The sequence below is a fragment of the Pseudomonas putida genome, from assembly GCF_001976065.1.
In the GTDB taxonomy this organism is placed as follows: Bacteria; Pseudomonadota; Gammaproteobacteria; order Pseudomonadales; family Pseudomonadaceae; genus Aquipseudomonas; species Aquipseudomonas serbica.
The window spans coordinates 100,458-114,390 of sequence record NZ_MNAH01000010.1 but is presented as its reverse complement, the minus strand read 5'-3'; the positions used below and the strand labels follow the sequence as shown (position 1 = coordinate 114,390).

11 protein-coding genes are annotated in these 13,933 nt (G+C 61.5%); 7 read left to right on the top strand and 4 right to left on the bottom strand.

Annotation, left to right across the window (positions count from 1 at the left end):
• Nucleotides 1-40 precede the first annotated feature (40 nt).
• The gene (locus BKX96_RS27005; protein WP_008063883.1) at nucleotides 41-745 is read left to right on the top strand and encodes a YebC/PmpR family DNA-binding transcriptional regulator; all 705 of its coding nucleotides are present in this window, start codon (nucleotides 41-43) and stop codon (nucleotides 743-745) included.
• A 131-nt stretch (nucleotides 746-876) separates the two neighbouring features.
• Here the strand turns inward: BKX96_RS27005 and zapE are convergent, their stop codons facing one another.
• Nucleotides 877-2,007 (bottom strand): cell division protein ZapE, encoded by a 1,131-nt coding sequence (gene zapE, locus BKX96_RS27000; protein ID WP_077185929.1) that lies wholly within the window; start codon nucleotides 2,005-2,007, stop codon nucleotides 877-879.
• Nucleotides 2,008-2,225: 218 nt separating this feature from the next.
• Between zapE and BKX96_RS26995 the strand changes: the two genes are divergently transcribed.
• From BKX96_RS26995 to BKX96_RS26980, 4 genes are all read left to right on the top strand, one after another.
• Entirely contained in the window at nucleotides 2,226-2,699 is a 474-nt protein-coding gene (locus BKX96_RS26995) for a MarR family winged helix-turn-helix transcriptional regulator (protein WP_046817145.1), read from the top strand.
• Entirely contained in the window at nucleotides 2,696-4,165 is a 1,470-nt protein-coding gene (locus BKX96_RS26990; protein ID WP_077185928.1) for an efflux transporter outer membrane subunit, read from the top strand. Before BKX96_RS26995 ends, BKX96_RS26990 begins: the two co-directional genes overlap by 4 nt.
• Nucleotides 4,166-4,180: 15 nt before the next feature.
• Nucleotides 4,181-5,383 (top strand): HlyD family secretion protein, encoded by a 1,203-nt coding sequence (locus BKX96_RS26985; protein WP_046817147.1) that lies wholly within the window; start codon nucleotides 4,181-4,183, stop codon nucleotides 5,381-5,383.
• A 182-nt stretch (nucleotides 5,384-5,565) separates the two neighbouring features.
• Nucleotides 5,566-7,095, top strand: a complete 1,530-nt coding sequence (locus tag BKX96_RS26980) for a DHA2 family efflux MFS transporter permease subunit (protein ID WP_046817148.1) — start codon at nucleotides 5,566-5,568, stop codon at nucleotides 7,093-7,095.
• Nucleotides 7,096-7,133: 38 nt separating this feature from the next.
• On the opposite strand, the gene lpxH is transcribed toward BKX96_RS26980, so the two are convergent.
• Entirely contained in the window at nucleotides 7,134-7,862 is a 729-nt protein-coding gene (lpxH, locus tag BKX96_RS26975; protein WP_046817149.1) for a UDP-2,3-diacylglucosamine diphosphatase, read from the bottom strand.
• Nucleotides 7,859-8,362: a peptidylprolyl isomerase gene (locus BKX96_RS26970; RefSeq protein ID WP_008053603.1), complete on the bottom strand. Its 504-nt coding sequence runs from the start codon at nucleotides 8,360-8,362 to the stop codon at nucleotides 7,859-7,861. Before BKX96_RS26970 ends, lpxH begins: the two co-directional genes overlap by 4 nt.
• Before the next feature lie 252 nt (nucleotides 8,363-8,614).
• Here BKX96_RS26970 and BKX96_RS26965 point away from each other — a divergent pair, with 252 nt between their 5' ends.
• Together BKX96_RS26965 and cysS are read left to right on the top strand one after the other, a co-directional pair.
• On the top strand, nucleotides 8,615-10,312 hold the full coding sequence (locus BKX96_RS26965; RefSeq protein ID WP_046817150.1) for a glutamine--tRNA ligase/YqeY domain fusion protein: 1,698 nt from the start codon (nucleotides 8,615-8,617) through the stop codon (nucleotides 10,310-10,312).
• 14 nt (nucleotides 10,313-10,326) lie between these two features.
• The gene (gene cysS, locus BKX96_RS26960; RefSeq protein WP_077185927.1) at nucleotides 10,327-11,709 is read left to right on the top strand and encodes a cysteine--tRNA ligase; all 1,383 of its coding nucleotides are present in this window, start codon (nucleotides 10,327-10,329) and stop codon (nucleotides 11,707-11,709) included.
• Nucleotides 11,710-11,927: 218 nt separating this feature from the next.
• Here cysS and BKX96_RS26955 read toward each other — a convergent pair whose 3' ends face one another.
• Nucleotides 11,928-13,775 carry a sigma-54-dependent Fis family transcriptional regulator gene (locus BKX96_RS26955; protein WP_077185926.1) on the bottom strand — a complete coding sequence of 616 codons (1,848 nt, stop codon included), beginning with the start codon at nucleotides 13,773-13,775 and terminating at the stop codon, nucleotides 11,928-11,930.
• Nucleotides 13,776-13,933: the final 158 nt, after the last annotated feature.

The window sequence follows — 13,933 nt, the reverse complement described above, 5'->3', positions numbered from 1 at the left end:
GCCAATAGATGTTTCGGCGCCATAGACAAGAGAGTGAGTAATGGGCGCACAGTGGAAGGTTAAACACAAAGAAGCGGCAGCCAATGCCAAGGGGAAGATCTTCGGCAAACTGGTGAAGGAAATCACCATTGCTGCGCGCAACGGTGCCGATACCGCCACCAACGCACACCTGCGTCTGGTGGTTGAACAGGCCAAGAAAGCGTCGATGCCCAAGGAAACACTGGACCGTGCCATCAAGAAGGGTGCGGGCCTGTTGGGCGAGACCGTGCAATACCATCGCGTGACCTATGAAGGCTTCGCGCCGCACCAGGTGCCGCTGATCGTCGAGTGCGTGACGGACAACATCAACCGCACCGTGGCTGAAATCCGCGTGGCCTTCCGCAAGGGCCAGCTGGGCGCTTCCGGTTCGGTGGCCTGGGATTTCAACCACGTGGGCATGATCGAAGCCTCGCCGGACACCCCGGACGCCGATCCGGAAATGGCCGCGATCGAAGCCGGTGCCCAGGATTTCGAACCGGGCGAAGACGGCGCGACGCTGTTCCTGACCGAGCCTACGGACCTGGACGCCGTGCAGAAAGCCCTGCCTGAACAAGGTTTCACGGTGTTGTCGGCCAAGCTTGGCTACCAGCCGAAGAACCCGGTCAGTGGCTTGAGCGATGAGCAAATGGCTGAAGTCGAAGCGTTCCTCGAAGGCCTCGATAACCATGATGACGTGCAGGACATGTTTGTCGGCCTGGCCGGATAACATCTCTCGCGGCTGAACCCGATCTACTGTAGGAGCTGGCTTGTCGGGTCGCCGCATCGCAGCGAAGGCGGCATAACGGCCACCATCGCATGGCCAGCAAGCCAGCTCCTGCAGATGTGTCTCACCCCCAGTCAAACCCCCTCCCGCACCTCCACCAACTGTCCCAATCGACTGCGCGTACGCGCCAGGTCGATGGCGTCACCGCCCAAACTTTCGCGCAGGGAGTGTTGACCCAGCAGGGTCAGGTGCTTGTCCTGGTCATACAAGACGTCGACCAGGTTGATGAAACGCTGCTGGGCGGCAATCGTGCAGTCGGCGAGGTCGGGCAGGTCGTCGATGATCCAGTGGTCGAAGCGCCGGCACAGTTCCAGGTAATCCATGACCGCTGTGGGGTGGTCGCACAGGTCGCTGAAGGTGAAGCCGATGGTGCGGCCTGCGCAGTAGCGGGCCGACAGATGGCGCGCGCCGACCGGCAGGACAATGGCCGGCCCGTTCGGTCCCGGCAGGTTGGCTGCCTGACGCTGCGCCAGGGTGGCGGGCCAGACGTATCGGCCTTGGGTGAACAGTTGATGCGCATGGCTTCTGGCCTGACTGCGGTAGTCGTGGGGCCCGCCGACTTCCATGACCTGCATGCGCGCATTGATCAGCTCGATCACCGGTTTGAAGCGCGCATGGTAAAGCGGGTTGGGCAGCAGCCCTTCCGGCGGGTAGTTGGAGGTGACCAGCAGCAGGATCCCGCGCTGGAACAGCGCCTTGAACAGCCGCGTGATCAGCATCGCATCGCCGATGTCGTGGACGTGAAACTCGTCGAAACACAGCACCCGGCAATCGCTCAATAACTCATCCAGCGTGGTCGCCAGCGCATCCGGTTGCTCGCGATGGCTGAACATGCCCTGGTGCAGGCGGGCGAAAAAACCGTGGAAGTGCAGGCGCTGCTTCTGGGCAAGGGGGATCGCCTGGAAAAAACCGTCGAGCAACCAGCTTTTGCCACGCCCGACAGCTCCGTGGAGGTAGAGCCCGGGTAGAGCCTTGCCTGAGGTGCCCAGCAGCGTCGAGGCATGCTGCGCCATGCAGTCGATCACCCGTTGCTGGCTATGACTGAGGGTGTAGCCCTGGGAACCGGCCTTGTGGTGGAAATAGTCGTGTATGACCCGGGGGTTCGCGCAGTGACGGTCTGGCCCGGCCGATCCCTTGTCAAAGAGGCGGCGCAACGATGACCAGCGCGGTGTGAGTCGCGAATGCTTGGGCGGTCTAACGGCCACTGTGGTGTCCCCGTGATCTTCAGGCGGGCTGCGGTAGCCGCGGCGGCGTAGTTTAACCAGATAGGTAGTTTCGCTTCCAGCGTCTGCCTATATGACGTTATACCCGAGGCCATTAGTCAACTAATTACAAAGCAACCTAACTATTACGTTGACATTGACTGCCTAGGCAGTAATATCTCGACATACATTCACTGCCTAGGCAGCTAATTGGTGTCCAGATGAAACATTTCACGCCAGACGATTTCCACAATTGCCACCTCGGCCTGCTGCTGGGGCGCGCCGCGCTGCTCAAGGACCGCATCATCGACACGCACATGGAGCCCCACGGCATCACCGCCGCGCAGTTCAAGGTGTTGATCATCATCGCCCAGTACGGCGTCGATTCGCCGGGCGAGCTGTGCCGGCACCTGTCACTGGACAGCGGATCGATGACCCGCATGCTCGATCGTCTGGAACAGAAAGGTTTCCTCGCACGCCAACGCTCCGAGGCCGACCGTCGTCAGGTGCAGTTGGTGTTGACCGCCGAAGGCCAGAAGCTGGCCGATCGCCTGCCGCACATCGGCGCCCAAGCCATGAATGAACTGGCCGGCGCCATCACGCCGGAAGAGCTGAAGACCCTGGAGTCGATCCTCAAGAAAATCCTGATAGCCGCCGGTGACTCGATCACCCTGCTGCGGGTAGGTGACCAATGAACAGTAAAACCTTGCGCACCGGCCTGAGCCTGGTGCTGTTGGCCTTGAGCCTGGCCGGTTGTGCCAGCTACAGCGGCCTGACCACCGAAGGTGTCAGCCTCGAGGCGAAAAACCTCAAGGCCGGGCAATCCCTCAGCGGCGTGACGCTGTCGCCGGCGGCATGGCCGAAAAGCGACTGGTGGAAAAGCCTCGGCGATCCGCAGCTCGACGGCCTGATCCGCGAAGCCCTGCGCGACAGCCCCGACATGCAGATCGCCGACGCTCGTGCCCACCAGGCCAGCGCGGCGGCCTACGCGGCCGACGCCGCGCGGATGCCGACCCTGGATGCCAGCGCCGGCGTCAGCCGTTCGCGCCTGGCCCGCGACCAGGACCCGCTGGGGCAGGGCGACAATTACGCCACCGTGCGCAATATCAGCGCCACCTTCAATTACAACTTCGACCTCTGGGGCGGTCAGCGTGACGCCTGGGAAGCCGCACTGGGCCAGGCCCGCGCCGCCGAAGTCGACCAGCAGGCCGCGCAGTTGACCCTGTCTGCCGACGTGGCCCGCGCCTACAGCGACCTGGGCCAGGCGCACATCGTCCATGACCTGTCCGCCGAAGACCTCAAGCGCACCCGGCAAATGCTCGACCTGAGCCAGCGTCGCCTGAGTTCCGGGATCGACAGCCAGTACCAGTTCCAGCAGACCGAAAGCCTGGAAGCCACCTCCCAGGCCAACCTGATCGACGCCGAAAAACGCCTGCAAAGCGCCAAGATAGCGCTAGCCGTACTGCTGGGCAAAGGCCCGGATCGCGGCAATGAAATCGCCCGGCCGAACATTCTCAAGCCCGGTGCCGTGGCCTTGCCATCGGTGCTGCCGGCCGAACTGCTCGGACGGCGTCCGGACCTGGTGGCCGCGCGCTGGCGGGTAGAAGCGGCAAGCAAGAATATCGATGCCGGCAAGACGCAGTTTTATCCGAATTTGAACCTCAGCGCCGCGGCCGGTGCCGAATCCTTGCTGGGGGACGCGATGTTTGGTTCGGCCAGTCGCTTCTTCAATGTCGCACCGACGATCTCCGTACCGATTTTCGACGGTGGCCGCCTGCGCGCCGACCTCGATTCCCGCGACGCCGACTACGACCTCGCAGTGGCGCAGTACAACAAGAGCCTGGTCAGGGCGCTGGGCGACGTCAGCGACAGCATCAACCAGTTGCGCGACATCGGTCGGCAGATCGCGGCCCAGCAGCACGCCACCGACATCGCCGAGGATTCCTACAACACCGTGGTCCAGCGCTACGGTTCCGGCATCGGTAACTACCTGGACGTGCTCAGCATCGAGCAGCAGTTGCTCCAGGCCCAGCGTCAGCTGGCCAACCTGAATGCCGAGCAGATCGACCTGTCGATCCAGCTGATACAAGCGCTGGGTGGCGGTTTCCAGCCTGAGGCCATTGCCTCGGCCAATGCCGCACCCGCCACGCTGACCCACTAATTCAAGGTATTTGTCATGGCCACTGCCGATACAACTGCAACCCCTGAAACCCCAACCGCCAATCCCGATTCAGGCAAGCGCAAGTTCATGCTGCTGATCCTGGCCGTGGTGGTCGCACTGGGCGGCGCGGGCGTCTGGGCCTACCACGAGTTCTACGGGCGCTGGAGCGAAAGCACCGATGACGCCTATGTGAACGGCAATGTGGTGGAAATCACCCCGCTGGTCACCGGCACTGTCGTCAGCATCGGTGCCGACGATGGCGATCTGGTCCAAGAAGGCCAGGTGCTGGTGAACTTCGACCCGAACGACGCCGAAGTCGGCCTGCAAAGCGCCCAGGCCAATCTGGCCCGCACCGTGCGCCAGGTGCGCGGCCTGTACAGCGACGTCGACGGCATGAAAGCCCAGGTCAATGCCCAACAAGCCGAAGTGCAAAAAGCCCAGGACAACTTCAACCGGCGGAAGAATCTCGCCGTCGGCGGGGCGATTTCCCAGGAGGAGCTGTCCCACGCCCGTGACGACCTGACCTCGGCGCAAAACGCCCTCGCCAACGCACAACAGAAGCTCAAGACCACCAGCGCGCTGGTCGATGACACGGTAGTTTCCTCGCACCCGGACGTGATGGCTGCTGCTGCGCAATTGCGCCAGGCCTACCTGAACAACGCCCGCAGCACCCTGATCGCGCCGGTCACCGGCTATGTGGCCAAGCGCACCGTGCAACTGGGGCAGCGGGTGCAGCCGGGCGAGGCGCTGATGGCGGTGATCCCGCTGGACCAACTGTGGATCGACGCCAACTTCAAGGAAACCCAACTGCGCGACATGCGAATCGGCCAACCGGTGGACATCGAATCCGATCTGTATGGCAGCAGCGTGAAATACAGCGGCACCATCGACAGCCTCGGTGCCGGCACCGGTAGCGCGTTTGCCTTGCTGCCGGCGCAGAACGCCACCGGCAACTGGATCAAGATCGTGCAGCGGGTGCCGGTGCGCATTCATGTCAACGCCCAGCAGTTGGCCGAGCACCCGTTGCGCGTTGGCCTGTCGACCGTGGTCGATGTGAACCTGCGTGACCAGAGCGGCCCGGTGCTGGCGCAACAGCCGCCGCAAAAGGCGTCGTTCAGTACCAGCATCTATGACCGCCAGTTGACCGAGGCCGACGCCATGATCACCCAGTTGATCCACGACAACAGCGCCGCAGTCAGCAAGACCGTTCATCGTTGATCGCCGGTGTGCCATCACACCGCCCCCCTGTAGGAGCCAGCTTGCTCGCGATGGTGGGTCAGCTGCATCACTGTCGACTGACACTCCATCGCGAGCAGGCTCACTCCCACAAAGGTCAGCTGCGTCTGTAACGGGCGCAGCGCCATTCCCGCTGCAGTAAATTCAGCTCCAAAGGATTCGCGATGAGCAATAACGCGTCTTTCACGCCCCCAAGCCTGGTGCTGACCACCATCGGCCTGTCGTTGGCGACCTTCATGCAGGTGCTCGACACCACCATCGCCAACGTGGCGCTGCCGACCATTTCCGGCAACCTGGGGGTGAGTTCGGAGCAGGGCACCTGGGTCATCACCTCCTTTGCGGTGAGCAACGCCATCGCGTTGCCGCTGACCGGCTGGCTCAGCCGGCGGTTCGGTGAGGTGAAGCTGTTCCTGTGGGCAACCGTGCTGTTTGTGCTGGCTTCGTTTCTCTGCGGTATTTCCACCTCGATGCCGGAGTTGATCGGTTTCCGGGTGCTGCAAGGCCTGGTGGCCGGGCCGTTGTACCCGATGACCCAGACGCTGCTGATCGCCGTATACCCACCCGCCAGGCGCGGCATGGCCCTGGCGTTGCTGGCGATGGTCACGGTGGTCGCGCCTATTGCAGGACCGATCCTCGGCGGCTGGATCACTGACAGCTACAGCTGGCCGTGGATCTTCTTCATCAACGTGCCGATCGGCATCTTCGCGGTCATGGTCGTGCGTTCGCAGCTCAAGGCGCGGCCGGTGGTGACCAGTTATCAGCCGATGGATTACGTTGGTTTGATCACTCTGGTCATCGGCGTCGGGGCCTTGCAGATCATCCTCGACAAGGGCAATGACCTGGACTGGTTCGAATCGAGCTTCATCCTCATCGGCGCGGCCATTTCGGTGATTGCCCTGGCGGTGTTCGTGATCTGGGAAATGACTGACCGCCACCCGGTGGTCAACCTGCGGCTGTTTGCCTACCGCAACTTCCGCATCGGCACCCTGGTGCTGGTGTTGGGGTACGCCGGGTTCTTCGGGATCAACCTGATCCTGCCGCAATGGCTGCAAACCCAGATGGGCTACACAGCCACCTGGGCCGGCCTGGCGGTGGCGCCGATCGGGATTTTGCCGGTGCTGATGTCGCCGTTTGTCGGCAAGTACGCGCACAAGTTCGACCTGCGCCTGTTGGCGGGTATCGCCTTCCTGGCCATCGGCCTGAGCTGTTTCATGCGCGCCGGCTTTACCAACGAAGTGGACTACCAGCACATCGCCCTGGTGCAGTTGTTCATGGGCATTGGCGTGGCGCTGTTCTTCATGCCGACCCTGAGCATCCTGATGTCGGACCTGCCGCCAAGCCAGATCGCCGACGGCGCGGGTCTCGCGACCTTCCTGCGTACCCTGGGCGGCAGCTTCGCGGCGTCGTTGACCACCTGGATCTGGATTCGCCGGGCCGACCAGCACCATGCCTACATGAGCGAAAGCATCAGCACCTTCGAGCCGGCAACCCGTGAGGCCCTGCATTCACTGGGTGGTGCGAGCAATCAGGCGTATGCGCAGCTCGATCATGTGCTGACCAGCCAGGCGTACATGCTCTCCACCGTGGATTACTTCACGTTGCTGGGGTGGGCGTTCATGGGCTTGATCGTGATCGTCTGGCTGGCGAAACCGCCGTTTGCGGCGAAGGCGGGGCCTGAAGCCAGCGGTCACTGACTACAGATCGTTCCCACGCAGAGCGTGGGAACGATCATTCAAGAAGCCGCAAAATCAAACGGCGCCAACGCGAACCCTTGCTCATCCACCTGCAATGCCCAGCCCTGCTTGTCCCAATCCCCCAGCACAATGCGCTGAACCGCCTGTTCGCCCAGCTGCAGCTTGTGGATGGCGGGGCGGTGGGTATGGCCGTGGATCAGGGTTTTCACCCCGTATTGCTGCATGATCCGCGGAATCTCCAGGGGCGTGACGTCGACGATGTCATTGGCCTTCATCCGGGTTTGCGCACGGCTTTCACTGCGCAGTTTGCGCGCCAGCTTTTGCCGGGTACGCAGCGGCAAGTGCCGCAGGATGAACAGGGTAATCGGGTTGCGCAGGTAGCGACGCAGCTTCATGTAGGCTTCGTCGCGGGTGCAGAGGCTGTCGCCGTGCATCAACAGCACGGGTTCGCCATTGAACTGCACGACACTCGGATCTTTCAGCAGGGTGCAGCCGGCCTGTTTGCAGAACGCCTTGCCCAACATGAAGTCGCGATTGCCGTGCATCAGGAAAATCGCCGTGCCGCTGTCGCTCAATTCGCGCAGGGCCTGGCAGATGGAGCGCTGGAACGGCGTCATGGCATCGTCGCCAATCCACGCCTCGAAAAAGTCGCCCAGGATATAGAGAGCACTCGCCGAACGGGCGCGTCCGGCGAGCAAATCCAGAAACGCCCGGGTAATGTCCGGGCGCTCCTCTTCCAGATGCAAGTCTGAAATCAGCAGTATCACTCAATGATCTCGGCTTTCTCGATGATCACGTCGTCTGCTGGTACGTCCTGGTGGCCGGACTTGGAAGTGGTGGCCACGCCTTTGATCTTGTCGACAACGTCGGTGCCGGCGGTCACTTTGCCGAATACCGCGTAGCCCCAGCCTTGCACGTTCTTGCCACTGTGGTTGAGGAAGCTGTTGTCAGCCACGTTGATGAAGAACTGCGCGGAAGCCGAATGCGGCTCCATGGTGCGGGCCATGGCGACGGTGTACTTGTCGTTGGAAAGACCGTTGTCGGCTTCGTTCTGGATGCTTGGGCGCTTGTCTTTCTTTTCTTTCATGCCTGGCTCGAAACCGCCGCCCTGGATCATGAAGTTACCGATGACGCGGTGGAAAACGGTGTTTTCGTAGTGACCGGCTTTAACGTACTCGACGAAGTTGGCCACGGTGATCGGGGCCTTGTCGGCGTTCAGTTCGAGGACGATGTCGCCGAAGTTGGTAGTCAGTTTGACTTGGGTCATGATCGTTACTCATCAAGAGGAATTCGTGGTCTTGGGACATTCGGTCCCGCGACCGGTTCAGCCAGTCTCGGCCAAGGTGCGCAGTTTAGCGTGACAGGCGCGAATTTCGAGGCTGTTTTTTCATTTACGGCCTATTAAATACGACGGTTTACAGGGTGCGCTCTGTCAGGTACTTGACGGCATCGGCTATGATAGCGGCTTTGTTTTGTCCGGCCTTCATTACGGCCACGCACCAATACGTTCAAGGATCCTATGAGCAAGCCCACTGTCGACCCTACCTCGAATGCCAAGACCGGCCCTGCCGTGCCGGTCAACTTCCTGCGGCCGATCATCCAGGCAGACCTGGACTCGGGCAAGCACACGCAGATCGTCACCCGTTTCCCGCCTGAGCCCAACGGCTACCTGCACATCGGCCACGCCAAGTCGATCTGCGTGAACTTCGGCCTGGCCCAGGAGTTCGGCGGCGTCACGCACCTGCGGTTCGACGACACCAACCCGGCCAAGGAAGACCAGGAATACATCGACGCGATTGAAAGCGACGTCAAATGGCTGGGCTTCGAATGGTCCGGTGAAGTGCGCTACGCCTCGCAGTATTTCGACCAGTTGCACGACTGGGCAGTGGAGTTGATCAAGTCCGGCAAGGCCTATGTCGACGACCTGACCCCTGAACAAGCCAAGGAATACCGCGGCAGCCTGACCGAGCCGGGCAAGAACAGCCCGTTCCGCGACCGTTCGGTTGAAGAGAACCTGGACTGGTTCGCCCGCATGCGTGCCGGCGAATTCCCGGACGGTGCACGCGTGCTGCGCGCCAAGATCGACATGGCCTCGCCGAACATGAACCTGCGCGACCCGATCATGTATCGCATCCGTCACGCGCATCACCACCAGACCGGTGACAAGTGGTGCATCTACCCGAACTACGACTTCACCCACGGTCAGTCGGACGCCATCGAAGGCATCACCCACTCGATCTGCACCCTGGAATTCGAAAGCCACCGTCCGTTGTACGAGTGGTTCCTCGAGAACCTGCCGGTGCCGGCCAACCCGCGCCAGTACGAGTTCAGCCGCCTGAACCTGAACTACACCATCACCAGCAAGCGCAAGCTCAAGCAGCTGGTCGATGAAAAGCACGTCAACGGCTGGGATGACCCGCGCATGTCCACGCTGTCGGGCTTCCGCCGCCGTGGCTACACGCCGAAATCGATCCGCAACTTCTGCGAAATGATCGGCACCAACCGTTCCGACGGCGTGGTCGACTTCGGCATGCTCGAATTCAGCATCCGTGACGACCTCGACCACAGCGCTCCGCGCGCCATGTGCGTACTGCGTCCGCTGAAAGTCGTGATCACCAACTACCCGGAAGGCCAGGTCGAGAACCTCGAACTGCCATGCCACCCGAAAGAAGACATGGGCGTGCGCGTATTGCCGTTCGCCCGTGAGATCTACATCGACCGTGAAGACTTCATGGAAGAGCCGCCAAAAGGCTACAAGCGCCTGGAACCGAACGGCGAAGTGCGCCTGCGCGGCAGCTACGTGATCCGCGCCGACGAAGCGATCAAGGACGCCGATGGCAACATCGTCGAACTGCGTTGCTCCTACGATCCGGACACCCTGGGCAAGAACCCTGAAGGCCGCAAGGTCAAGGGTGTGGTGCACTGGGTGCCGGCCGCTGCCAGCGTCGAGTGCGAAGTGCGCCTGTACGACCGTCTGTTCCGTTCTCCGAACCCGGAGAAGGCCGAAGACAGCGCCAGTTTCCTGGACAACATCAACCCTGACTCGCTGCAGGTACTCACCGGTTGTCGTGCTGAACCCTCGCTGGGCAATGCACAGCCGGAGGACCGTTTCCAGTTCGAGCGCGAAGGTTACTTCGTCGCGGATATCAAGGACTCGAAACCGGGCGCTCCGGTCTTCAACCGTACCGTGACCCTGCGTGACTCCTGGGGCCAGTGATTCAAGGAAATAACGTGCTTACGATCTACAACACGCTCACCAAGAGCAAAGAAGTCTTCAAGCCACTGGATGGCAACAAGGTGCGCATGTACGTGTGCGGCATGACCGTGTACGACTACTGCCACCTGGGCCACGGCCGCAGCATGGTCGCCTTCGACCTGGTGACCCGCTGGTTGCGCTTCAGCGGTTATGACCTGACTTATGTGCGTAACATCACCGACATCGACGACAAGATCATCAACCGGGCGAACGAGAACGGCGAGTCGTTCGAAGCCTTGACCGAGCGCATGATCGCGGCGATGCACGAAGACGAAGCGCGCCTGAACATCAAGAAGCCGGACATGGAGCCGCGTGCCACGGATCACATCCCTGGCATGCACGCGATGATCCAGACCCTGATCGACAAGGGTTACGCCTACGCCCCGGGCAATGGCGACGTGTACTACCGCGTCGGCAAGTTCATGGGCTACGGCAAGCTGTCGCGCAAGAAGATCGAAGACCTGCGCATCGGCGCGCGTATCGAAGTCGACGAGTCCAAGCAGGACCCGTTGGACTTCGTGCTGTGGAAAGCCGCCAAGCCGGGCGAGCCTAGCTGGGAGTCACCTTGGGGCGCCGGGCGTCCGGGCTGGCACATCGAGTGCTCGGTGATGTCGACCTGCTGCCTGGGCGAGACCTTCGACATTCATGGCGGCGGCAGCGATCTTGAATTCCCGCACCACGAGAACGAAATCGCCCAGAGCGAAGCGGCCACCGGCAAGACCTACGCCAACGCGTGGATGCATTGCGGCATGATCCGCATCAATGGCGAGAAGATGTCCAAGTCCTTGAACAACTTCTTCACCATTCGCGACGTGCTGGACAAGTACCACCCGGAAGTCGTGCGTTACCTGCTGGTGTCGAGCCACTACCGCAGCGCCATCAACTATTCGGAAGACAACCTCAAGGACGCCAAGGGCGCCCTGGAGCGTTTCTACCACGCGTTGAAAGGCCTGCCGACTGTCGCGCCTGCTGGCGGCGAAGCTTTCGTCGAGCGTTTCACCCAGGTGATGAACGACGACTTCGGCACGCCGGAAGCCTGCGCGGTGCTGTTCGAGATGGTCCGCGAGATCAACCGCCTGCGCGAGAGCGATCTCAACGCAGCGGCCGGCCTGGCTGCCCGTTTGAAAGAACTGGCCAGCGTGCTGGGTGTGTTGCAGCTCGAAGCCGATGACTTCCTGCAAGCCGGCGCCGAAGGGCGTGTGGATGCGGCTGAAGTCGAAGCGCTGATCGCTGCGCGCCTGGCGGCCCGTGCCGGCAAGGACTGGGCCGAATCCGACCGTATCCGCGACCAGCTCACCGCCATGGGCGTGGTGCTGGAAGACGGCAAGGGCGGGACGACCTGGCGTTTGGCGGACTGATAGATGTAATGCTTAAAAAACAAAACCCGCCTTGTGCGGGTTTTTGTTTATGGGCTGGACGTAAACGCTGTAGCGACTGGACTAACGTCTTCGCGAGCAAGCCCGCTCCCACAGTGATCTGCGGTGTGATTGAGTCAAGTGCACTGCACAAATTCAATGTGGGAGCGGGCTTGCTCGCGAATGGTCTCAAGCCGAACACAACCATTGCGGATCACCCACTACTCAGCCTGACGCAACCGCTTGTAAAGGGTATTGCGACTGACCCCGAGGCGCCGCGCCAAGTACGAAATATTCCCCCCAGCCGCCTGCAACTGCCGGTTCAGATCTTCGGCATCATTCAGATCAACGGCCAACGGCTCCGGCGTCTCCACCGGCTCCATCTCCAGATCGACAAAAAAGTCATCAGGCAAATGCTCCGGCCGCACCGGTTGTTCCTCGGCCATGGCCAGTGCCACCTGCATCACGCTGCTGACCTGCCTCAAATTCCCCGGCCACGGGTGACGGCTGAACAGTTCCAGCACTTCGCGACTCAATCCCGCCCATTGCGAGGGCTCGCGGTGCTGTTCCCACAAGCGTTTGAATAGCGCCTCCTTGTCACTACGCTCCCTCAACGGCGGCAGTTCCAGAGTCAAACCACCAATCCGGTAATACAAATCCTCGCGAAAACGCCCCAACTGCACCTGCTCCCGCAACGAGCGGTTGGTTGCGGAAATGATGCGGATGTCCACCGGGAACAACTCACTGCTACCCACCGGCTGCACGCAGCGCTCTTGCAATACTCGCAGCAAGCGGGCCTGGGTTGGCAGCGGCATGTCGCCGATTTCATCGAGGAACAGCGTGCCTTTGTCGGCCTTGCGGATCAGGCCGATGCTGCCTTTCTGGTTGGCCCCGGTGAAGGCACCTTTTTCATAGCCGAACAGTTCTGACTCCACCAGTTCAGCGGGGATTGCTGCGCAGTTCACGGCGATGAACGCCTGTTTGCTGCGCGAGCTGGCCTGATGCAGGGCCTTGACGAACACTTCCTTGCCGACCCCGGTTTCGCCATGAATCAACAACGGAATGTCTTTTTCCAGTAAGCGCTCGGCCTGGCGCACGGCTTTTTCCACGCGGCTGTCGCCGAAATGCAGGGTATTGAGGCTGATCGCCGGGAGTACCGATACGGCGGGTTCAACGCTCTTGGTTTCAGAAAAAAGCCTGGCCTGGATCGGCACCTGTTTTGGACGTTTGAGCAGACACTGGAAGCGATTGCGCCCGGAAGCCTGGAGCGAGAAGGGCAGGCCTTCGGGTTGATTCAGCAGCTCCAGCAGCGAGACCTTGAACAGGCTCTCGACACTGACCCGCGACAGGCGCACGCCGAGCAGGTTGTCGGCGCGGCGGTTGGCGGACAGCACTTGGCCACTCTCATCGAAAATCAGCAAACCGGCCCACTGGCTGTCGAGGTTGTTCAGGCCGGTGTTGAAGGTCAGCTGAAAATGCTGGCCGTGGAACAGGTTGAGGATCAGCCGGTTTTCCACGGTCTGGCTCATCATCTTGACCATGCCCAGGGTGTGGGACGGTGGCAGGTAGCTGTCGCTGGACACATCCAGCACGGCGATGACCTTGCGTTCGGCATCGAAGATCGGCGCAGCGGAGCCGGTCATGAAGCGGTTGGCCTTGAGAAAGTGTTCATCGTGCTCGATGTGCACCGCTTGCCCGCAGGCCAGCGCGGTACCGATCGCATTGGTCCCGCTGCAACGCTCCATCCAGCTGGCGCCCGCGCTGAAACCGCGGGTCAGGCTCGGCTGGATAAACCGTTGGGTGCCCCAGGACGTCAGCACCTGGCCCTGGTTGTCGGCGAGCATGATCAGGCAATTGGAGTTGCTCAGGATGTTTTCGTAATACGGCAGCACTTCCTGATGGGTGGTTTGTACCAGTGAGTGCTGGCTCTCCAGCAACTGGGCGATGCCTTCAGCCGGCAGCTGGTCGAACGCCGGGGTGCTCTGGTGATCGAGGCCGAACGCGCGGCAGCGGGACCAGGAGTCCTGGATGATGGCGTCGTGGGACAGCGGCGAGGCGGGTGCGGCCATGGCAGTCGATCTCTGGGCAAGCTTTTATTGTTCTTATGGTGTTACACACACGCCACATACCTGTAGGAGCCCGGCTTGCCGGCCATGGCGATATCGATGACGCCATCGCCGGCAAGCCGGGCTCCTACAGGGGCCGTGAACAGTCCATAGAGTGTTGT